This is a genomic window from Pseudomonas sp. LBUM1655 (genome assembly GCF_059716085.1).
In genome coordinates this window covers 879,019-901,743 of sequence record NZ_CP166801.1, presented here as the reverse complement: position 1 = coordinate 901,743, position 22,725 = coordinate 879,019, and the positions used below count along the sequence as shown (strand labels likewise).

The following is a 22,725-nucleotide window of genomic DNA, read 5'->3' as shown; positions in this document are numbered from 1 at the left end:
CGACATCAAGGCTTTTACCCTAGCCAACAGCGATTGTAAATTGGTATTACCAATTATCCAAATACGCTGACAGTGCCTGACCAACAACAATTAGGGGCCACCCCATATGCAAACCTGGCAACAGCTCTACAGCCCGCTCGGCAGTCTCGGCGTTTCCGCACTCGCGGCCGTCATCCCCATCGTTTTCTTCTTCCTCGCCTTGGCGGTGTTTCGTCTCAAGGGCCATGTGGCCGGCAGCATCACGCTGGCCTTGTCGATTGCCGTGGCGATCTTCGCGTTCCAGATGCCGGTCGATATGGCCTTCGCCGCCGCTGGATATGGCTTCGCCTACGGCCTTTGGCCGATTGCCTGGATCATTGTCGCGGCGGTATTCCTCTACAAACTGACGGTCAAAAGTGGTCAGTTCGAAGTTATTCGCAGCTCGGTACTGTCGATCACCGACGACCAGCGCTTGCAGGTATTGCTGATCGGTTTCTGCTTCGGCGCGTTCCTGGAAGGTGCCGCCGGTTTCGGTGCGCCGGTGGCGATCACCGCCGCCCTGCTTGTCGGACTCGGTTTCAACCCGTTGTATGCCGCAGGTCTGTGCCTGATCGCCAACACCGCGCCGGTTGCCTTCGGCGCCCTGGGGATTCCGATCATCGTTGCCGGACAAGTCACTGGCATCGACGCCTTCAAGATCGGCGCGATGACTGGCCGCCAACTGCCGCTGCTGTCGTTGTTCGTGCCGTTCTGGCTGGTGTTCATGATGGACGGCATGCGCGGCGTGCGTGAAACCTGGCCGGCCGCACTGGTCGCGGGCCTGAGCTTTGCCATCACTCAATACTTCACGTCGAACTTCATCGGCCCGGAACTGCCGGACATCACCTCGGCCCTGGCCAGCCTGATTTCCCTAACTCTGTTCCTCAAAGTCTGGCAGCCGAAACGCACCGCAGGCGCGCAAATCGCCGGCGCCACATCCAGTGCAGCGATTACCGCGAGCGTCGGTGGTTTCGGGCAGAAACGCACCACCGTGGCGTCGCCTTACAGCCTCGGGGAAATTTTCAAAGCCTGGTCGCCGTTCCTGATCCTCACCGTGCTGGTGACGATCTGGACGCTGAAGCCTTTCAAAGCCATGTTCGCCGCCGGCGGGTCGATGTATGCGTGGGTATTTAACTTCGCGATCCCACACCTTGATCAACTGGTGATCAAAACCGCACCGATCGTGGCCGCGCCAACCGCGATCCCGGCGGTGTTCAAACTCGACCCGATTTCCGCGACCGGCACCGCGATTTTCTTCTCGGCACTGATCTCGATGCTGGTACTGAAGATCAATTTCAAAACTGGTCTTACCACTTTTAAAGAAACCTTTTACGAACTGCGCTGGCCGATTTTGTCGATTGGCATGGTGTTGGCGTTCGCCTTCGTCACCAACTATTCCGGCATGTCTTCGACCATGGCCCTGGTGTTGGCGGGAACCGGCGCAGCCTTCCCGTTCTTCTCGCCGTTCCTCGGTTGGCTCGGCGTCTTCCTGACCGGTTCCGACACCTCGTCCAACGCCCTGTTCAGCTCCTTGCAAGCCACCACTGCACACCAGATTGGCGTCAGCGACACTCTATTGGTCGCCGCGAACACCAGCGGCGGCGTGACCGGCAAGATGATCTCGCCACAATCGATCGCAGTGGCCTGCGCTGCGACCGGTCTGGTGGGCAAAGAATCGGATCTGTTCCGCTTCACACTCAAGCACAGCCTATTCTTTGCAACGATTGTCGGCCTGATCACTTTGGCTCAGGCCTACTGGTTCACCGGCATGCTGGTGCACTAACCCTACAGGCAACACGGAAATAACCGACGCCGGTTCGTGATTCCGGCGTCAGCAATTCACAACCCGGTCTGTAAGGCTGCTGAAAGCAACGCTCTTTATATTCAGCAGCCGCAACAGACGGATAACCGGGCCCACCCGGAGACACGCCTGATGAGCGAGCTTTATTACAACGCTGTGCCGAACGCGACCCGCGTTGCACCGCCACTGCCCGAACCTCGGCAATACCCCAGCGAGAAACCGTCGCGGGTCTATCTGTTCGGCACGTGCGTGGTTGACCTGTTCTACCCCGAAGCCGGGATGGACGCGATTCACTTGCTGGAGCGCGAAGGCATTCGGGTTGAATACCCGCAAGGGCAGAGTTGTTGCGGACAACCGGCCTACACCTCGGGTTACACCGAGCAGGCGCGGACCGTGGCGCGCTCGCAACTGGCGCTGTTTGCCGGGGATTATCCGGTGGTGGTGCCGTCGGGTTCATGCGCGGGCATGTTGCGCGAGCATTACGCCGACTTGTTCAAGGACGAGCCGCAAACCTTGAAACAGATTCAGGCCCTTGCGGCGCGGACCTATGAATTGGCCGAGTTCCTGCTGTTTGTCTGCAAGGTGCAGCTCAAGGACAGCGGCGAACCGGTGAAAGTGGCGCTGCACACGTCGTGTTCGGCACGTCGCGAGATGAACACCCACCTGCACGGCCGCGAGTTGTTGGCGCAGCTGAGCAACGTGGAACGGGTCAATCACGATCACGAAAGCGAATGCTGTGGCTTCGGTGGGACATTCAGCGTCCGTATGCCAGACATTTCCGGCGCGATGGTGGCTGACAAGACCCGCGCGTTGAAGGAATCCGGCGCGCACAAGGTGCTGAGTGCCGACTGTGGCTGTTTGATGAACATCAACGGCTCGCTGGAGAAACAGCAGGAAGCGTTGCGCGGCCAACATCTGGCCAGTTTCCTTTGGCAGCGAACCGGAGGTGCGAAATGAGCACCTCGACGATTATTCCTACGGTCGCCGTAGAAGAAGATTTCCGCACCCGGGCGCACAACGCCTTGGGTGATGCGCAGCTACGGAATAACTTCCGTACCGCGATGGATTCACTGATGACCAAACGGGCAGCGTCTTTCAGCGATGCCCACGAAAGAGAACATTTGCGTGCTTTGGGCAACTCGATCAAAGCCCGCGCGCTCTCCAAGTTGCCCGACCTGCTCGAGCAACTGGAACAGAACCTGACCCGCAACGGTGTGACAGTGCACTGGGCGGAAACGGTGGACGAAGCCAATGGCATCGTCTTATCGATCATCCGCGCTCACGAGGCGCGGCAAGTGATCAAGGGCAAATCGATGGTCAGCGAAGAGATGGAGATGAACCATTTCCTCGAGGCTCAAGACATTGAATGTCTGGAGTCCGACATGGGGGAATACATCGTCCAGCTCGACCACGAGAAGCCTTCACACATCATTATGCCGGCGATCCACAAGAATGCCGGTCAGGTCGCGTCCTTGTTCCACGACAAACTTGGCGTGGAATACACCAAGGACGTTGACCAACTCATTCAGATCGGTCGCAGAGTCCTGCGGCAGAAATTCTTCGAAGCGGACATCGGCGTCTCCGGCGTCAACTTCGCCGTGGCCGAAACCGGCACCCTGCTGCTGGTGGAAAACGAAGGCAACGGCCGCATGACCACCACCGTGCCGCCGGTGCACATCGCTGTCACCGGTATCGAAAAAGTCGTGGAAAACCTGCGCGACGTGGTGCCGCTGCTGTCGCTGCTGACCCGTTCGGCGCTGGGTATCCCGATCACCACCTACGTCAACATGATCTCCGGACCACGCAAGGATCATGAACTCGACGGCCCGCAAGAAGTGCATCTGGTCCTGCTCGACAACGGGCGCACCCAGGCCTTCGCCGACAGCGAATTGCGTCAGACCCTGAACTGCATACGCTGCGGCGCGTGCATGAATCATTGCCCGGTCTACACCCGAATCGGTGGCCACGCCTATGGCGAGGTTTACCCCGGGCCTATCGGCAAAATCATCACCCCGCACATGGTCGGTCTGGCGAAAGTCCCGGATCACCCGAGCGCCTCCTCCTTGTGCGGCGCCTGCGGCGAAGTGTGTCCGGTAAAAATCCCTATCCCTGCTTTGTTGCGTCGCCTACGCGAAGAGAACGTCAAAGCCCCGGACAGCCCACATCAAGTGATGCGCGGCCAGGGCAGCAAGTATTCGCGCAAGGAGCGCTTCATCTGGAACGCCTGGGCCAAGCTCAACAGCTCGCCAACGCTGTATCGGCTATTCGGCTTCTTCGCCACGCGCCTGCGCGCCCTCACTCCGAGCAACGTCGGTCCATGGACGCAGAACCACAGCGCGCCGAAACCCGCCGCCCGATCACTGCATGACATGGCCCGCGAGCACCTGGCCAAACAGGGAGACCGCTGATGAGCGCCAAGCAAAATATCCTCGGCAAGCTACGTAAAAGCCTGATCGGCGCCACGCCGATAGCCGACAACTTCGATATCGAACTGGTGACCCAGCCTTACACCTACAGCGCCGAACAACGCATTCCACAACTGCGCAAATTGATGGAATCGGTACACACCGAGATTCACCTGAGCACTGGCGAAGAGTGGCCAGCGCTGCTCGCGCAATTGCTGCGCGACCGCCAGTTGCCGAGTCTGTTGATCGCACCGACAACACCCCACGGGCGACGCATCACACAACACTGGGCGAACAATCCCGATCTGCCGGCACTGAAATCCTACGACCGGCCGATGGAAGAATGGAAAGCCGAGTTGTTCAACGACACGCCGGCCAGCCTCACTGGCACCCTCGGCGCCATTGCCGCCACTGGCAGCCTGATTCTCTGGCCGACCCGCGAAGAACCACGGCTGATGAGCCTGGTGCCGCCAGTGCATTTCGCCCTGCTCAAGGCCAGCGAAACCCGCGACAATTTCTATCAGGTGCAGCAGGAATTCGAATGGGCGCAAGGCATGCCGACCAATGCCTTGCTGGTGTCGGGCCCGTCGAAAACCGCTGACATCGAGCAAGTGCTGGCCTACGGTGCCCACGGCCCGAAAGACCTGGTGGTTCTGATTCTGGAGGACCAATGACGTTACCGGCGAATTTCCTGCGCGATGTGCAACAACTGATTCCGGCAGATCGCCGCTTCGATGATCCGCTGTCGACATTGGCCTTCGGCACCGACGCCAGTTTCTATCGACTGATTCCGCAACTGGTGATCCGCGTCGAGTCTGAAGACGAAGTGGTGGCGCTGCTGCAACTGGCCCAGCGCGACCGTGTCCCGGTGACCTTCCGCGCCGCAGGCACCAGCCTGTCCGGGCAGGCAATCAGCGACTCCGTTTTGATTGTGCTTGGGGATAACTGGAACGCTCGCGAGATACGCGGCGAAGGCACGCAAATCCGTCTGCAACCGGGAGTGATCGGCGCACAAGCCAACGCCTGGCTGGCTCCGTTCGGGCGCAAGATCGGCCCGGATCCGGCGTCGATCAACGCCTGCAAAATCGGCGGAATCGTCGCCAATAACGCCAGCGGCATGTGCTGCGGCACCGCGCAAAACACTTATCACACGCTGGCCGGGATTCGTCTGGTACTGGCAGACGGCACGCGCCTTGATACGGAAGATGCCGCCAGTGTTGCGGCGTTTCACGCAAGCCATGCGGATCTGCTGGAACGCTTGGCGACTTTGGGCCGCGAGACCCGCGCCAATGCCGAACTGGCTGCAAGAATTCGCCAAAAGTATCGTCTGAAAAATACCACCGGCCTGTCGCTCAACGCCTTGGTGGATTTCGACGACCCTGTGGATATCTTGAGCCACTTGCTGGTGGGTTCCGAAGGCATCCTTGGCTTCATCAGTGCGGTGACTTACGACACGGTGATCGATCATCCGAACAAGGCTTCGGCGCTGATCGTATTCCCGGATGTGGAGACCTGCTGCAACGCCGTCACCGTACTGAAAAGCCAACCGGTGTCGGCGGTGGAGTTGCTGGATCGGCGGAGTCTTCGCTCGGTGCAGGACAAACCGGGCATGCCCTCTTTCGTACAACAGCTGTCGAATAATGCCTGTGCGTTACTGATCGAATCCCGCGCGGCGTCTTCCACGTTGCTACAGGAACAACTGGCGCAGATCATGACGTCGCTCATCGGCTTCCCGGTGGAAAAACAGGTCGACTTCACCGAAGACCCGGTCGAGAACGCCCGACTCTGGGCAATCCGCAAGGACACCTTCCCCGCCGTCGGTGCCGTGCGTAAAACCGGGACCACGGTGATCATTGAGGACGTGACCTTCCCGATCGAGCAACTGGCCATCGGTGTAAACCGCTTGATCGAGCTGTTCGACAAACATTCCTACGACGAAGCGATCCTTTTCGGGCACGCCCTGGAAGGCAATCTGCATTTCGTCTTCACCCAAGGCTTCAACAGCCCGGAAGAAGTCGCACGCTATCAAGCGTTCATGGACGACGTCGCGCAACTGGTAGCGGTGGAATTCGGAGGTTCGCTGAAGGCTGAACACGGCACCGGGCGCAACATGGCGCCGTTCGTGGAGCTGGAATGGGGCAGCGATGCCTACCAATTGATGTGGCAACTCAAACGCCTGCTCGACCCGAGCGGCATTCTTAACCCGGACGTGGTGCTCAGCGAAGATCCGCAGATCCACCTCAAGCACCTGAAGCCGCTGCCGGCAGCCGACGAGATTGTGGATAAGTGCATCGAGTGCGGTTTTTGCGAACCGGTCTGCCCGTCGAAAGGCCTGACCCTCAGCCCACGCCAGCGCATCGTGATCTGGCGCGACATTCAGGCGAAAAAACGTTCAGGCGTCGATACCACTGAACTGGAAAAAGCCTACGAGTATCAAGGCATCGAGACCTGCGCGGCGACCGGGTTGTGCGCACAACGTTGTCCTGTAGGCATCAACACCGGAGACCTGGTGAAAAAGCTCCGTGGCCGACACGCGACGCATCAGAAAACCGCTGACTGGATTGAAGGAAATTTCGCCAAGACCCTGCAAGGGGCGCGCTTCACCCTGCACGTGGCCAACGGTGCGCGGATGTTGCTGGGTGCGCCGCGTCTGGCGAAACTTTCGGCAACACTGACTCGCCTGTCCAAAGGTCAGGTACCGCTTTGGACGAATGCCATGCCGCAGCCGGAGAAAGCCATTCGCTTCAGCCCGAGCGTGTCGGATGAGCGCCCGCGTGTGGTCTATCTGGCCGCTTGTGTATCGCGGGTCATGGGCCCGGCGGCGGGTGATAAAGAGCAGATGTCGCTGTACGACAAAACCCGTGGATTGCTGGAAAAGGCTGGTTATCAAGTGATCTTCCCGGACAATCAGGACAACCTTTGCTGCGGCCAACCCTTCGCTTCCAAAGGCTATGCCGAACAAGCCGAACACAAGCGTCAGGAGTTGATCAGCGCACTGCTGCACGCGAGTCGCGGCGGGCTTGATCCGATCTATTGCGACACCAGCCCGTGCACGTTGCGACTGGTGCAGGATGTGGGAGATGTTCGCCTGGACCTGTACGACCCGGTGCGTTTCATCCGTACGCATCTTCTTGATCGATTGGACTTCACCCCACAGGAAGCGCCGATTGCCGTACACGTCACCTGCAGCACTCAGCACCTTGGCGAAAGCCAGGCGCTGATTGATCTGGCGCGCAAGTGCAGTAAAAACGTGGTGATTCCGGAGGGCATTCACTGCTGTGGTTTTGCAGGCGACAAGGGCTTTACCACTCCAGAGCTGAACAGCCACTCGCTGCGCACACTCAAGGACGCGGTGCAGCATTGCAGCGAAGGAGTTTCCACCAGCCGTACGTGCGAAATCGGCCTGACGCAGCATGGCGGGATCGACTATCACGGATTGGTTTACCTGGTCGATCGGGTGACTCAGGCAAAGGCCTGTTGAAGAAAAACAGAACCCTTGAGCAAGACGACAGTCCACAGAACAAGCCCCGAACACTCGGGGCTTGTCCTCTTTTCGGTGGCCCGCTTTGACGGTCAGCGAAGTCTGGATTCTTCAGTGCAAGGAGATACTCATGAAGCGTTCTGTACTGTTAGGTCTGTTCGTTACTGCCTCGATGATGGCTTCCATTTCGTTCGCCGCAGGCAAGCCAGAAAGCCTGTGCGATGCCAATTTGAATCAAATCGAAAGTGCCAAGACGCAATACCAGACGTCGCCCGATCTGAATGCACGCGTCTCGGCCAGTGTTAGTAAAGCCCAGGCCCTCAGGGCCCAAGGCAAAACCGACGAATGTCTTGCCGAAACCCAGCAAACCCTTCTGGAAATCCAGAAATCGACGGGGAACACCAACAAATAACCCAAGAGCCGACTAACATTCGAGTCGGCCTGATCGGTTTGAAGGGGTGATCCTACTTTTTCATACCCGCTACAAAAAAACCGAATTCCTGCGTGCCGTCGCGGTCGATTGAACAGGTCCGCTACGAAACGCGGCCTGTTACGAACTCGGCATCGCCGCCAGATCATCCGGCAGCACCGAGCCCAACCGTTCAAGGAGATACCCATGAAGCTTTCTGCAATTGCTGGATTGTTCATCGCTGGTGCCCTGCTGACGTCGCCGGTGTTTGCGGCAGACAAAGACCTTTGTGCCGGGAATCTTCAAACCATAAAAGACTTCGTGACCAGTCAGCCATCCATTCCTGAATCGTCCATGAACAACGTCAAGGAAGCACAGGAGAAGGCCCAAGCGTCGCAGGCGGCCGGCAATGACAAAGATTGCGTAGAGGTCACCTCTGCCCTGATCACCAAAATGCAGATTCGCAATCCAACACGTAACTGACCCACCACAAGGCCAACCTTCGGGTTGGCCTTGCTCGCCGATTGGCGTACACTGCGCAGGCTTGTTGCTCACCAAGATGTACTGAGCAATGAGTTCGGGGCCGTTTAGGATTCGACGCCGGTTGCGAAACTTTAGGTGCATGCCGAGTTGGTAACAGAACTCGTAAATCCACTGTTGCAACTTCTTATAGTTGCCAATGACGAAACCTACGGGGAATACGCTCTCGCTGCGTAAGCAGCCTTAGCCTTCCCTTCTGGTACCTTCGGGTCCAGCAATCATCAGGGGATGTCTGTAAACCCAAAATGATTGTCATATAGAACAGAATCGCCGTGCAGTACGTTGTGGACGAAGCGGCTAAAACTTACACAACTCGCCCAAAGCACCCTGCCCGTCGGGTCGCTGAGGGTTAACTTAATAGACACGGCTACGCATGTAGTACCGACAGCGGAGTACTGGCGGACGGGGGTTCAAATCCCCCCGGCTCCACCACTTCAACATCTAAAGACGTCCAAGGACGTCTTTTTTTGTGCCTTAAATCCAGTAAATACGGGGCTTTCAGCGCCACCAGGATCCATCAGCGTCCATAGACATCCATGCAAACGTGTATTCCAAGTGGTATTCCAAGCCCCCAGATGGTAATTTTTGGAATACACAAACAGTATTGGAATACACCATGTGCGCCCAAGCCACTCGCCTTTCAGACATGAAAGTCAAAGCCGCCAAGCCTAAGGAAAAGGACTACACGCTCACGGATGGCAACGGCCTACAAATGCGAGTGAGAATCAATGGCTCAAGGCTGTGGAATTTCAACTATATACATCCCGTGACCAAAAAACGGATCAACATGGGATTAGGTACCTTTCCCGAAGTCAGCCTGGCCCAAGCACGTAAACGGACTGTTGAAGCTAGGGAGCTTGTCGCTCAGGGACTAGATCCGAAAGAGCAGCGAAATGCTGATCGCCAAGTGAAAAAAGCCGCAACAGAGCACACGTTTCAAAACGTGGCGACGGCTTGGCATGAACTGAAAAAAGATGAAGTGACGCCAGCCTACGCCGAGGACATCTGGCGCTCCCTTACGCTGCACGTTTTCCCGGACTTGGCCAGCACACCGATTGCAGCCATCAGCGCCCCTCAAGTCATCAACTTACTCCGACCACTTGAAACCAAAGGCAGCCTGGAAACAGTCAAGCGACTGAGTCAGCGACTCAACGAGATCATGATTCACGGGGTCAACTCGGGACTGATTCACGCAAACCCGCTTAGCGGGATTCGTTCCGTCTTCAAGAAACCGAAAAAGAAGAATATGGCGGCGCTTGCTCCCGATGAGCTGAAAGAGCTCATGGTGGCAATTGCCAATGCCAGCATAAAAAGGACCACGCGCTGCCTGATCGAATGGCAGCTCAACACCATGACCCGCCCAGCAGAAGCAGCCACCGTGCGCTGGGCCGACATCGACTTCGAAAAGCGTACCTGGATGATCCCTGCTGAGCGCATGAAGAAACGACGCATACATATCGTGCCGCTCACCGATCAAGCACTGGCGCTTTTGGAGGCGATCAAACCCTATAGCGGACATCGGGAATACGTGTTTCCTGCCGACCGTAACCCTCGCAGCCACTGCAACAGCCAGACCGCCAACATGGCACTGAAGCGAATGGGCTTCGCGGGACGCTTGGTAAGCCATGGCATGCGCTCAATGGCCAGCACCATCCTCAACGAGCACGGTTGGGAGCCGGAGTTGATCGAGGTGGCGCTTGCCCATGTCGACAAGGACGAAGTTCGCAGTGCCTATAACCGGGCAGACTATATCGAACGCAGGCGTCCGATGATGGCTTGGTGGAGCGAGCACATCCAGGAGGCTGCCACCGGCAACCTCTCTGTGTCAGCTTTGGCCGAAAACCGGGACCGAAAAGTCGTCTCGATACGTTGATCCAAGGGCCTCACTCACCCCATCGCTACGCTGGCGGGCTCGTGCGTTGAGCAGGATTCCATTCAGCAGTGCGCGATGGCTCCGACTTTCATGGATAGCACATGTCTAAAACGCCATAGAGTCCACCTTTTGCCAGTAGCGGACGATGGTTTGAGAATCTGGCAAAGCCTATATCTTAGTCGTGCAAAGACACTTCTAGTGGACACGTTAGATTAGCCAGTAAATAGTGAACTCAGATCCTACCAGGCAAAAAAATGAGGCGCCGCCTGAGCAACTGTGCACGCTGAGGGGAAGTCAGGTAATTCGAAGCGGTGAACTGGAATAAGGCCAGCGATTGGGACTGGATGACGCAATGAGTCCGTACCTTTGAGCCTACTCCATCATTCCTGACATATCACGCATCCGAAGGCTCCGACCTCGGAACAGGCAGCAAAGAAGGACGACAGTAACCAATAGAGCTGGACGAAGTAGGGGCTGGCAGTGTGGCCCGCTTCGATGTTCTGAAAGGCTTGCTCGACTGCAGCCTTGCTCAGTGATGAGGTCACGATGGCCACCCGCTTGAAGGTGTGAGGGGCATTCCTGCAAAACTCCACCGCAGTTCTGGAATCAGCGGGTGTGCCACGACATGTGCGATGAATACCAGTCCTTACCCTGTTGTTGGTATAAAGCCGACCCCACCGAGCGAACTTTTTGGTCATGGCCGGAGCAGGCAATGTGAGGTTACCCAGGTTCTTGATAGCCTGGCTGACAGAAACGTGAAACGCGCTGGCGCCGAGAGTCAGTTCTCCGTGCTTGGCATGGTAGAAGGTAACTCTCGGGGAGGCTGGATCCGTTCGAAAACCAATGAAATCAGCCCATTCATCACCGAGATCATCGCAGACTATGACATCGTCCTCGGGGGCAATTGTCGACAGTACCGCGCCGAACGTTGAGTCTGGGTCGAACGTACGATGGGCAGCGGTAAAGGCACCTTTCTCATCCGTGACGGTTGCCAGCTCTGCATTGCCGAATAGGTAGCCCAGGAACTGAGTGCCACCGTTGACCAAAGAATCGTCCTGATAAAGACTTCCGTCCAAGTAGGCAAAGCGCGGCTGGTCGAAGAGGACAATGAACGTGTCCTGTTTGTCGATGAACTGCTTTAGCGGGATGCGATCATTGTCCGCCCCGAGAGCAAACTCAGTATCCTCGACATAGACATCGGCGAGCAGAGGTAACGTAAGGCGCTTCAAGGCGATTCGCGTTTTGTTTATCGCTATCTCACCTACCTCAACGCCTGTCGCAGGCTGGGACACCAGCAGCTTACCGGCGACGTTTTTGGCGACCCCCAAGACATCTGTTAGCTCTGCGAGTATTGGATCGACCTCTAGCTTTGGCAGCTCTCGATAGCCCCCTCCGTCACGCTTGACCAAGCGGATGATTTTATCGTCAAAAATGGCCTGTCCGAGGATTGCGGTATCAACCGCAAGTTGGGTAGGGCTAGCCGTCAGATCAGCTAGCTCTAGCGCTCGCGCGAAAGCTGCAAGAAAAGGGGAGGACGATGGCCTTCCGGGTCGAGGGTGCAAGCGGTCAATCATATTGCAGGCATAATCAACCAGCTCCAGATAGCCAGCACGATCCGCACGAAGCGAAATCCGTCCAGTTCGCGGCGTCGTTGAAAAGTGTTCGTCCGCCTCAGTGAAGCTGTAACCCAGTGGGGCAAATCGAGCCGAGGATGCCATGCCCACGTTGTTCTGTAGGTTCTCTCCCTCAAGTGTCTTGCTGCGCAAAGCAAAGTGGGACAGCGTCATATGCCTCAGCCGAACTCGGGCGAATATCGAGTCCTTGCTGGTCAGTCCACGGTCGACATCCTGCGCGCCGATGCGCTGCAGGTGCCGCTTGGAGAAATCAGCAGGAACGTCGATCTGAGATTTAAAAATGGCGACATGATCACGGTGCTCGACTATCAGCAAATATCCGGTTACCCGGTCGATGACATCGTCAGTGCCAGGCAGAAAAGCTGGTGTCTTGTCGAATTGAAAGCACAGAGCAGACCAGATTGACGCCCCATGGGACTGCCGTATGAAAGAGAAAAGGTTGTTCGAGGGGGACGTTTGGGCCCCTCTGACCGCCCGGAACAAAGTCGTGATCGCGACCGTTGTGATCGGAGCTTTTTGGCGATAGAAGTAGCAGGATTTGCTGGCTTGAAGCTCATCGATCATGTCCGTTTCCCTACGGCAAGGGGTGAAACGTGGAGTCCGTCAGGCTGGGACGATAGCCCAGTGCCATTAGGCTGTCCAGATGAATACGCCTCAACAGGGCATGGCTTCTTGCGAGCAATAGCAGGCTGTCGTGAAGGATCGCTACTGGCCGTTTTCTGTCAGAGGCCACACGTACTCCCGGCCAGAAGCAGACGTTTACCCTCCCATCTCGTCACGCTCGTTCGGTGTGGCGCTCTTTTTTCAGTGTTCTGCCTGCAACTCCGCAACTAGGTCATCCTTGGACGCTGCGGTGTAGTCATCTCGCTTGAGCTTGAGGTTGTCGAGCATGAAACCGTGCGTCAACTCAAACCCATCGAGCAACGTGTACCAGTTCATGACGTATAGCTTCATGCGTGGGTCGTCTGCCACCAACCCGGGATCGCTACGTGCAATCAGGTTGTTCAAGCGACTAGGAATGATGGTGTCTGCTGACGATATTTGGCGCCCGAGTAAGATGAGCTCGAAATGCATTTTTTCTGACTTGAACTCCGGCTGACGCTTGATGATGTCTGCATAGTCTTCCAGCTGTCGAAGGTGCTTCTTGTTCAGGGAAATCGCCGGTCGCTTTATCTCCACCACGATACATCTGTAGACCTTATTCCCCAGGGAATCAGTAGAGGGAAACTTACGTGCCAGAAAGAGGTCTGCTTGCCGCCTTGCCCCCGGCAGGTCTTCCTCATCGTCTACGTCATCCATGCTCAGGGAGGTTCGAGCCATGACCTCGTCGCGCATTCGACGAGCAACCTTTGCAAAGGTGTCTTCTTCCGCACCAATAGTCTCGTAGCGTGCTCCGAACAACCACGTGTTGTTCTCGATGACCTTCTGCAGATCAGGAGTCTCACGAACTTCGCGGTAGTGCTCGTTCATGACGTGTCGCAGCTGCTGCACTGCAGCGGCTCGTCGCTGCAGCACCTCGATGCTCGCGACGATGCTCTCTAAGGTCGTACGATGCAGCTGCTTCGCGAGGACTTGCATCGACTTCGCATCGAGGTCGAGCGCACCTTCTAGCACCTCAAACAGCGCGTCGTTCTCGTTTGAAACAGCGAGCCGGTCCAACAGGCGAATAATGAGCTTTGCCTGCTTCTTGGTGGCGTTGCTGAACACACGAGGCTCGGCAATGTAGAGGTTCCGCACCAAGCCGCGAGTGTGCTGATGTCGCCATGCCTTCTCCGCGTCATCCAGTCCTACATAGCTCGGGAAGTAGCCTTCATCCTCATAGCCCTGCACCACCTCTTCGGCTCGCATGCGCAGGAATTTGTCATAGATGGACTGGCTCAGGCGGTCCAACTCGGACTTGAACTTCTTCCAGGTTGGCGATGCCAGTGTATGTGCCTCTGGATTCAGCAGATCTTGCTCGCTCGAGAAGGTATCAGCCCATGCCGACGTTACGCACACGCTGGTGAAGAAGTTAGGCTTCTGGTTAAGCGAGCTCAACACCTTGTAGACTGGCGCGCCGCTAGAATTGAGCAGGTATAGGTACGACTTCTCCGAGGTGGGCCGTTGCTCCCAGCGAATCACCTGAGCCTGGAAGATAGCGTCGTCGGTCGCGATCTCTTTCTGGAAGGCTTCATGCTCCGGAATCTGAATAGTGACGCCGTTTAGCACTACTTGTTTCTCGGGATGTACGGCAAGGTACCAACCGAACTCAACGGAGAACTTTTCGCGTAGCGCGTCCAACTCTGGTAGAGCGCCCGTGAAGTCCGTGAGCTCTACTAGAGTGCCTTTTCCCTGTCTCAACAGATCCGCGTTCTGCTCAGCCCCCTCCAGAAGCCGACCTTCGAAGTCTTTGATGGTCGGCTCGGCAACGTAGATAACTGCGTCGACGCCGTTGCATCTAGTGAACCATGATGCGTTGCGGCAAATCATATGGAACGCGAGGCGTCCGCGGCCATGCTCGCCCTTCAGCGAGAGGTTCGTTCTCTTCGCCGAGTCGTTAAAGCTACCGAATGTGTCGGTCAGTGCGTCGAACTCAATGCCATCACCATCGTCCAACACAACAACCCGCTCCAGGCCATGCATCTCGTTCTCGGCTACATCGACCGATACAAAACTCGCAGCAGCATCGAAGCCATTCCAAACCAGCTCGAACAGAGGTTGCCAAGGCACCGCATTCTTGAAGTGCCTTTTAATTCCGGAATTACCGATGGCAGCACTGCCCTTGAATACTAGTTTTTTTGTCATACGATCCCTCTCCCTTTGCGACGATTCTTGCACAACTCCTTGAATGTAGGGGAGGCCGATTTCAGCCGAAGTGGGCAGTCAACAAAATGTGCTGACAGGCTGCTTTGGGCTGCCGATTCAACCGGTCGTCACAGGCAGCTATGGGTGACAGCAGCCTGCCGCACGCTCGGGCGATTAGCTAGCGTCAAAGTCATTCGATTCAAAAAAATCTCAACCACACATTACTGCTATGACATCACCACCAAGAAGGTTCATCCCATGTCATTGCAGTGCCCTCGCTGTCACTCCCCCAAAGTTGCATCCTTCCATCACGCCATGAAAGTCGGCGCGGCCATCGGTACCGTAGGTGGTGCTGCGCGTGGCGTCAGTGCTGCACTGGCTGGCGGTCAGGCTGGTGCGCTTATTGGCGCTTTTGCCGGTCCTGTCGGTATCACGCTCGGTTCCGTGTCAGGAGCCATCCTCGGCGGTCTGGCCGGTGGGGTTGGTGGTTGTGCGCTCGGCGCGCAGCTGGGCGAATCGCTCGACCGCCACGTCCTGGCCCACAACCTCTGCCTGCTCTGTGGTCATCGCTTCAACCTGCCTACATCCAAACAGCCTCCTAACTTCTAACCCCATCAATCATTGCCGGGACTGCGCATGCTCAGCGCTTTAGGCCGGCGTGCACCTAAAGGAATCTCAACCATGGCTCATCTCGTCGAAACAATGGCCTACGCTGGCGCAACCCCATGGCATGGCCTGGGCAATCCGCTCACTCAGAAACAACCCATCGAGGTCTGGCAACGCGAAGCCGGCATGGACTGGAAAATCCAGGAAAGCCCCGTGCATTTCAAGTCGGATGCCGTCGGCCATCTGGGCGCTATCCACTCGTTCCCCGAACAGAAGGTGCTGTTCCGCTCGGACACCAAGGCACCGCTATCGGTGGTCTCCAATCGCTATCACACCGTGCAGCCAAGGGAAGTTTTGGAGTTCTACCGAGACCTGACCGAGGTCTCTGGCTACGAGTTGGAAACAGCCGGCGTGCTCAAAGGTGGACGCAAGTTCTGGGCGCTGGCGCGTACCGGGCAAGGTGCAGCGCTCAAGGGTAACGACCAGGTTAACGGCTACCTGCTGCTGGCAACATCCTGCGACGGCACCCTGGCGACTACCGCGACACCCACCACTGTTCGCGTGGTCTGCAATAACACACTGACCATCGCCTTAGACGGCACCAGCCACGCGATCAAGGTTCCGCACAACACGCGCTTCGATCCGAAGGCAGTAAAGAAGCAGCTTGGCATCGCCGTCTCGCAATGGAACGACTTTATGTACCGCATGCGGGCGCTGGCCGAGCGCAAGGTGCAGTGGCATGAGGCTCTGGGTTTCTTTATGAACGTGTTGTGCGAGACCAATCCGACCGGCGCACTGCCTGAGGTGCTGCCTAACGAGCGTGCGCTGCGCAAGGTCCAGGAGTTGTATGAGGGACGTGGACGTGGCAACCAGCTTGACTCGGCGCGCGGCACAGCCTGGGGCCTGCTCAATGCCGTGACCGAGTTTGTCGATCACGAGCGCCGCGCCCGCAGCAACGAGTACCGCATGGACTCGGCCTGGTTCGGCCAAGGCGCGCAGATCAAGCAACGCGCCCTGGACACCGCTCTGCAACTGGTCGCCTGACCGCTAACCTCCTCCACCACATAACGCCCGATCAGCCTGGTTGCTGATCGGGCGTTTCTATGCCCACAAGGTGAACGCTATGAAAGCTACTTCGTTGAGCCGCGCCAGCAAGCCGCGCCCGGCGCTGCGTTTAATCAGTACCAAGGAACTGCCTCGTGAAGATTGGTTGATGGTGCGTAAACAGGGCATCGGCAGCTCGGATGCTGGCGCTGCAGTTGGCCTAAATCCCTAAAAGTCGCAGCTAGAGCTGTGGCTGGAGAAAACAGGTCGCGATACCACCCTGCCTAAGGCCGATCCGCACGATGAGGAAAGCCCGATGTACTGGGGCAATGTGCTGGAGCCGATCGTGGCTTGGCATTACAGCAAGCGCACCAGCAAACGCGTACGGCGCATCAACGCCGTACTGCAGCACCCAAACCCTGAGTTGTCCTGGATGCTCGCCAACATCGACCGCGAGGTGATCGGGGCTGACGATGTGCAAATCCTCGAATGCAAGACAGCCGGCATAAACGGCGCACGCCTCTGGAAAGAAGGCGTGCCCGAGTATGTGCAACTGCAGGTAATGCATCAGCTTGCAGTCACCGGCAAGCAAGCTGCGGATGTCGCTGTATTGCTGGGCGGCCAGACGCTGGAGATTCACCGCATCGAACGGGACGAGCAGATGATTGCCCGCCTGATCGAGCTGGAGCGTAAGTTCTGGCACTACGTCGAGACCGACAGGCCACCGCCTGCTGATGGCTCCGCCTCGGCTGAAATGGCACTGCGCGCGCTCTATCCGGAGGACAACGGCCAGACCGCTGATTTCAGTGGCCGCGCTGGTTTGGCAGCGGCCTACCTAGAGCTCAAGGCTGTGCGCCAATCCATCAGCGAGAAGGAAACGCGCGAAGCCCAGCTAAAGCAGTTGCTGCAGCAGGCCATGGGTGATACCACCCGCGCGGAGTTCAGCCACGGCTTTATCAGCTGGAAGAAATCCAAAGACAGCAACGTGCTCGATGTTGAACGCATGCTGAAGGACAAACCCTACCTGCAGGTTCGCTACACCAAGCTCAAGGAAGGCAGCAGGCGCTTCCTGGTCGGTTAATCCCAACACACCTAACCATTCCCTCCCCTTGGCCAGCCCATGCAGTTCGTTCTGCATGGCTGGCCTTTTTTCATTTCCAGGAGAACCACCATGCTCAAAGGTTTGGCAATAACTCCGCCCGTATTGGGCAGAATCTCAATAGGTAAGGTCATCGAGAAAAACGGCAAGCGCCTGCCGGAGAAAGATGATCAGTTCACCATTACTTCGCAGGTACAAGGGCGGGACGGTTGGCTACTGCACCCGCTCAATGAGGAACTGCGCAAAAAACAGGAGGACAAGCTGCGCACCATCCCAGTACGCCTGCTGTTCAACGAGCCCGAGTTGAACTTCCGCGCCGATTACACCCTGTTTGATCGGCAGACTGGCAGGCCGCTGTGCGTGGGCAATGGAGAGACTTGCAAGCGTGTTACCCAGGATGGCATGCAGTCGCTGCCCTGCCCCTCGCCGGATGCCTGCCCGCTGGCTAAAAGCGGTGCCTGCAAACCTTACGGCCGGCTGAATGTACTGATTGGCGATGACGATCCGCTCGGCAGCTTTGTGTTCCGCACCACCGGTTTCAACAGCATCCGCACCTTGGCCGCACGCCTGCATTACTTCCAGGCTATTTCGGGCAACCGGCTAGCCTGCCTACCGCTGGAGCTGCGTCTACGTGGCAAGTCAACTCGGCAGAGCCATGGCACACCGATCTTCTATGTCGACATCACCGTGCGTAGCGGCATGGATATGGCCCAAGCGCTGCAGGCTGCCAACGATCTTGATGCACAACGGCAAGGAGCTGGATTCGATCAGGTAGCACTGGATGAGGCCGCACGACGTGGCTTTGGTAACGGCGCTTTTGAAGACAGCGAGGAAGACAGCGGCGCTGTGATCGAGGAGCTCTTTTCCAGCCCAGATGCGGTATCCACCAACGCTCAAAGCGAAACGCCACAACCCAACCTCAATTCACTAGCCGGCAAGCTGGAAGTGCTTGCCGCCCAAACCCACTGACCTATCGCCTGCCTGGCTTCAGGCAGTTTTTTGGTGAACCGAGATGATGCTATTGCGATTTCTGCTCTGTCTGTTGGCGTTCATCGGCGCGCTTGCGGCAGCCGGGGCGCTGGTTGTGAGTATCGTGCTGATGCTGCGCTTTCCACCGCTGCTGATAGTCGTGGCGCTGGCGTGCTGGTTTCTCTGCTGGCTGCTGAACAAGGCCGGCAAGCCTCCCCGGTAAATGGCACAGACCAGCGAGAGCAGCCGAAATCTTGCTCACGCTGGCTGTTCAGCCATATATTTTTTTGAATAAGCTTTGTCCGTTGCCACGCGAACAGGGTCTTCTTCGATGATGATTTTGCGGATATCACCCTCCGCTTGAACCGACGGGAATTTCCGGAGAGTTGCCTCCCGCTGCAAATCCCCCCCCCGAGTCATAAATGTTGCGCAAATGCTCGCTGACCGTACACACAGGCACTACCACGTGAACTACCCCAGAGCCTGGCCGCTTAACCGGCCGACACTTTGAGCAATCTCCGCCACCAACGACAGAATGCTGCCGTTAAGCGTAAAGGGCCGCTGATAGTGCGCCTGGCCCACCATCACGCCGCCGCACTACGTTTGATTGCCTCGATCACCGCAACAATCGCGTTGGCATCAGCGTCGCCAAACGCACCGTCTAATCCCTCGTGGTGCAGTGCGGTAAACGGCGGTTCGTAGAGTTGTCCTGCCTCCATCACGCCCTGCCGGGTGAGACGTTCGATGATCATTTCGACAAAGCGGATTTGCTGGCTGCTGTAGCGTTTCTCGTCGAGGAATTGGCCGAAAGCTTCTTTGGCAGCGTTGCGGTCCAAGCCTACCAATGAGCGGATCAGCAAGGTCAGCGGCTGGTCAGCGCCATAGCACTGTTCGAACTGTTCGCGGCTCTGTACCGGCTCCGATTCGTAGACGAAATGCTCCAGCTCGCTCAGGTCGCTCGGTGTCAGTGGTCGATTGAATTTGAGCTTGGCGATGGCTACGTGGTTTTCGTTGGCGCGGATATAAGCTTCGACTTTTTTCTTGTACTGCCCAAGGTTGATACCAGTGTTGAAGTCTTTCAGGTTGACCACCGTCGGCTCGCCAATCTCATCACTCAACACGCTGTACACCGGATTACTTGGGCGGCGCTCAATAAACTTGATCAGCTCACGCATCCTGTGGCGCAGCTGTTCAAGCATCGGCAAGCGGATGTCCTGCCAGTATTCGTCGGTTTGCACGTCCTGGAGCAACGCCAGCTCGGCATGCACCGCCGGAATACTCTCCATCACTTCCAACTGACTGGCCAGCTCGACCACCTTGTCGCGATAGGTTACGAAGTCGCTGGTTGAACGCAGCAATGCCAGTTGCAGGTTCAGGCAGACCAGATCAAACAGCTTGGCGGTGATGTGCTCAGCAGCGCGTTCACTCGGCAGACCCGCGACATGGCTGCGCAGATCGCCCAGCGCCGACTCATCCAGCGCATTCCACACTTCACGCTCGGCAAAGCGGCTCACGTGCTCAAGCTCAGTGCGCACAATGAAGTTGTCCTGGTTCATCGCCGCGACTTCGTCGTGCAGTTCGTTGGTCAACTCCGTGCGCAGTTCGACAAAGGCATCGTACTGGCCACTGGTTTCAGCCTGATTGCCCTGCACAGGGGCCGCCTTGGCAGACAACAGCGACAGCAAATCCAACCGCGCTTTGAACAACCGCTTACCCAACGGCTCGGCCATGCCGCCCAACGCGCCCTTGGGGTTTTCGTTGAAGTATTCAAAGTTGGCGCAGAAATCGAAGATGGCGAACTCGCGCTTATCTTCGCCTGGCGCAAACAAGTCCGGACACAGGCGCGTGCCACGCCCGATCATCTGCAAGAACTTCACTTTCGAGCGCACGGCTTTGAAGAACACCAGGTTCAGCACCTGCGGCACGTCGATGCCGGTGTCGAGCATGTCCACCGAAATGGCGATCTGTGGCAGCTTGTTGAGCTTGCTACTGAAGTCATCGATCAGGCTCTGCGCATAACTCACTGCATGGGTAATAACCCGCGCAAACTCACCATTAAAATGCGGGTAGTGATGATTAAAGCGCCGGGCGATAAATTCGGCGTGTTTTTGGTTAACCGCAAAAATAATGGTCTTGCCAAGCTTGTCACCGCCCTCAACCTTAAGGCCGTTCTGCATCAGGTGCTTGAGCATCAGGTCAACAGTTGGCTCGTTGAACAGCTGCTTGTTGACCTCAGACGCCAGCACCTCGGTGGGCGCATCGCCCTCGGCGCTGTAGTCGCCCCAATCCAGCGATTCCCAGTGCTCTTTTTCATCATCGCTGAGCTGGTCGTAGCGAATGCCTTCGCGAACAAACTTGATCGGCACCGAATACGCCTTGGGCGGCACCAGATACCCGTCTTCCACAGCCTCATTCAGGCCGTAGGCATCGGTTGGCACGCCGGTTTCCAGGCCGAACAGGTGATAAGTATCGCGATCCACTTCGTCACGCGGGGTGGCGGTTAGGCCGACTAGATAACTGTCGAAGTAACGGAAAATCGCGCCGTACTTCTGGTACACGCTGCGGTGCGCCTCGTCGATGACGATCAGGTCGAAGTGGCCAACACCGTACTTGCGCCGATCGCCCTCCATCTGTTCAATCAAACCCATCATGGTCGGATAGGTACACAGATACACCCGGCCCTGGCCTTTCTTGTCGGTGACCAGATTGACCGGACTGGAGTCCGTCAGGAATTCCTTGAAGGCACTAGTAGCTTGTTTGACCAAGGCCACCCGGTCAGCCAAAAACAGCACACGCTTGACCCAGTTGCCACGCATCAGCAGCTCGATCAAGGCAATCGACATCCGCGTCTTGCCGGTACCGGTGGCCATGGTCAGCAAACCTGCGCGATGGCCCTGGCTCAGTGATTCAGTCATCGCACGAATCGCCCGGTGCTGATAAGCCCGTTCAACAATCTCGCTATTGATCGGCAGTTCGCGCAAGTCGGTTTGCAGGCTGCGCCGCTGAATCGCCAGCTCCAGTTCTTCGCGGGAATAAAAGCCCTGTACTTCACGAGGCCCCGCACGGCGGTCGTCCCACAGCTCGGTGTGCGTGCCGTTGCTGTAGAAAATCAGCGGGCGCTGGCCCTTCTCGGCCTCCAGGCAATCGGCATACAACTTGGCTTGTTGCTGTCCCGCAGTGATGTCTTTCAGACTGCGTTTGGCTTCCACCACCGCCAGCGGTTTGCCGTTGGCACCCCACAGTACGTAATCGACAAAACCCTCGCCCTGCGTGTTAGGCATGCCGCTGACCGGCACTTCGACATCAGCGTTCTTGCCCAACTCCCAACCGGCCTCGCGTAGCAGCACGTCTATAAACAAACGGCGGGTGTCGGCCTCGTCGTAATCATGACTGTCCGGCACCGCAATATTGGCTGCCTTGGCCTGGGCCAGCGCCGCACGGGTGGCAACCAGTTCGGCATCCAGCTTCGCCAGCAACTCCTCGCGCTCGCTCAGGCTTGCGGCCTGCACAGCAATCGCCGCCTCGCGGGCTTCAAGGGTGCCGTGCTGGGCGGCAATTTGTTGCTGGAATTTGGCTTCCTGCTTTTTCAACTCATCGCGGGTAAAGGCTGCCGCATCGCTGACGCTGACCAGATGCGGCACGCGTTTTTCGTCGAACGCGGCGTCGATGCTTTTCGGGTCGCTGGCGCGAGTGTAGGTGCGCGCCAGCCAGAACAGCAGATGGAACAGCTCGCGCAACAGCTTCAACGCATCGCTGTAGCCAATCGGTTGATTGGCGTGCACGGCCTGATTGCCAAATTTTTGAATCAGCCGCGCCTTCTGATGGATCTGCGGCGGCAACAGGCGCACGAACTCAACCTGAGTCAGCAGCAGATTAAGGCCATTGTCGTAAGGCATGCGCAGGTCGCGGTCATGCTCGTACAGCCAATGTACGGCTTGCTCCAGGGCATGACGGGTACGCATGCAGCAGGCACGTGGGTCGGAATACACCAACTGCTCTGCGCCCTTGGCCGGCTCAAACAGGGTTTTGAACTCGGGGATAAGAAATTCAAAGTTGCTCATA

The 22,725-nt window shown here is 57.3% G+C and carries 15 protein-coding genes, 1 other RNA gene and 1 pseudogene; 14 read left to right on the top strand and 3 right to left on the bottom strand.

The window, feature by feature from the left end; genetic code table 11:
• Nucleotides 1–106: 106 nt before the first annotated feature.
• The 9 genes from ACA074_RS03875 to ACA074_RS03835 all read left to right on the top strand — a co-directional run bounded on the left by ACA074_RS03875 (nucleotide 107) and on the right by ACA074_RS03835 (nucleotide 10,527).
• Entirely contained in the window at nucleotides 107–1,801 is a 1,695-nt protein-coding gene (locus tag ACA074_RS03875) for a lactate permease LctP family transporter (protein WP_489879266.1), read from the top strand.
• 150 nt (nucleotides 1,802–1,951) lie between these two features.
• On the top strand, nucleotides 1,952–2,776 hold the full coding sequence (locus ACA074_RS03870; protein WP_497678487.1) for a (Fe-S)-binding protein: 825 nt from the start codon (nucleotides 1,952–1,954) through the stop codon (nucleotides 2,774–2,776).
• A complete protein-coding gene (locus tag ACA074_RS03865) occupies nucleotides 2,773–4,227 on the top strand; it encodes a LutB/LldF family L-lactate oxidation iron-sulfur protein (RefSeq protein ID WP_489879268.1) in 1,455 nt (484 codons plus the stop codon). Before ACA074_RS03870 ends, ACA074_RS03865 begins: the two co-directional genes overlap by 4 nt.
• The gene (locus tag ACA074_RS03860) at nucleotides 4,227–4,898 is read left to right on the top strand and encodes a LutC/YkgG family protein (protein ID WP_497678486.1); all 672 of its coding nucleotides are present in this window, start codon (nucleotides 4,227–4,229) and stop codon (nucleotides 4,896–4,898) included. Before ACA074_RS03865 ends, ACA074_RS03860 begins: the two co-directional genes overlap by 1 nt.
• On the top strand, nucleotides 4,895–7,705 hold the full coding sequence (locus tag ACA074_RS03855) for an FAD-binding and (Fe-S)-binding domain-containing protein (RefSeq protein ID WP_497678485.1): 2,811 nt from the start codon (nucleotides 4,895–4,897) through the stop codon (nucleotides 7,703–7,705). The genes ACA074_RS03860 and ACA074_RS03855 overlap by 4 nt, the downstream gene beginning before the upstream one ends.
• A gap of 130 nt (nucleotides 7,706–7,835) precedes the next feature.
• Complete coding sequence (locus ACA074_RS03850; RefSeq protein ID WP_489879271.1) at nucleotides 7,836–8,117, top strand: PA2433 domain-containing protein; 282 nt, start codon at nucleotides 7,836–7,838, stop codon at nucleotides 8,115–8,117.
• Between the two features lie 204 nt (nucleotides 8,118–8,321).
• The gene (locus ACA074_RS03845; protein WP_489879272.1) at nucleotides 8,322–8,597 is read left to right on the top strand and encodes a PA2433 domain-containing protein; all 276 of its coding nucleotides are present in this window, start codon (nucleotides 8,322–8,324) and stop codon (nucleotides 8,595–8,597) included.
• A gap of 96 nt (nucleotides 8,598–8,693) precedes the next feature.
• Nucleotides 8,694–9,086, top strand: a transfer-messenger RNA (tmRNA) gene (ssrA, locus tag ACA074_RS03840).
• A 184-nt stretch (nucleotides 9,087–9,270) separates the two neighbouring features.
• On the top strand, nucleotides 9,271–10,527 hold the full coding sequence (locus ACA074_RS03835) for an integrase domain-containing protein (protein WP_497678484.1): 1,257 nt from the start codon (nucleotides 9,271–9,273) through the stop codon (nucleotides 10,525–10,527).
• A gap of 380 nt (nucleotides 10,528–10,907) precedes the next feature.
• On the opposite strand, the gene ACA074_RS03830 is transcribed toward ACA074_RS03835, so the two are convergent.
• Together ACA074_RS03830 and ACA074_RS03825 are read right to left on the bottom strand one after the other, a co-directional pair.
• A complete protein-coding gene (locus tag ACA074_RS03830) occupies nucleotides 10,908–12,725 on the bottom strand; it encodes a hypothetical protein (protein WP_497678483.1) in 1,818 nt (605 codons plus the stop codon).
• 240 nt (nucleotides 12,726–12,965) lie between these two features.
• The gene (locus ACA074_RS03825) at nucleotides 12,966–14,945 is read right to left on the bottom strand and encodes an ATP-binding protein (RefSeq protein ID WP_497678482.1); all 1,980 of its coding nucleotides are present in this window, start codon (nucleotides 14,943–14,945) and stop codon (nucleotides 12,966–12,968) included.
• A 258-nt stretch (nucleotides 14,946–15,203) separates the two neighbouring features.
• On the opposite strand from ACA074_RS03825, the gene ACA074_RS03820 reads away from it, so the two are divergent.
• The 5 genes and pseudogenes from ACA074_RS03820 (at nucleotide 15,204) to ACA074_RS03800 (ending at nucleotide 18,886) form a co-directional block, all read left to right on the top strand.
• A complete protein-coding gene (locus ACA074_RS03820) occupies nucleotides 15,204–15,554 on the top strand; it encodes a hypothetical protein (protein WP_497678481.1) in 351 nt (116 codons plus the stop codon).
• A gap of 72 nt (nucleotides 15,555–15,626) precedes the next feature.
• The gene (locus ACA074_RS03815; protein ID WP_497678480.1) at nucleotides 15,627–16,595 is read left to right on the top strand and encodes a DUF932 domain-containing protein; all 969 of its coding nucleotides are present in this window, start codon (nucleotides 15,627–15,629) and stop codon (nucleotides 16,593–16,595) included.
• A gap of 79 nt (nucleotides 16,596–16,674) precedes the next feature.
• Nucleotides 16,675–17,676: pseudogene (locus ACA074_RS03810) on the top strand (YqaJ viral recombinase family nuclease).
• 90 nt (nucleotides 17,677–17,766) lie between these two features.
• A complete protein-coding gene (locus tag ACA074_RS03805) occupies nucleotides 17,767–18,663 on the top strand; it encodes a recombination directionality factor (protein WP_497678479.1) in 897 nt (298 codons plus the stop codon).
• A 43-nt stretch (nucleotides 18,664–18,706) separates the two neighbouring features.
• Nucleotides 18,707–18,886 carry a hypothetical protein gene (locus tag ACA074_RS03800; RefSeq protein WP_497678478.1) on the top strand — a complete coding sequence of 60 codons (180 nt, stop codon included), beginning with the start codon at nucleotides 18,707–18,709 and terminating at the stop codon, nucleotides 18,884–18,886.
• Nucleotides 18,887–19,247: 361 nt separating this feature from the next.
• Here ACA074_RS03800 and ACA074_RS03795 read toward each other — a convergent pair whose 3' ends face one another.
• Entirely contained in the window at nucleotides 19,248–22,724 is a 3,477-nt protein-coding gene (locus ACA074_RS03795; RefSeq protein ID WP_497678477.1) for a DEAD/DEAH box helicase family protein, read from the bottom strand.
• Between the last annotated feature and the right edge of the window lies 1 nt (nucleotide 22,725).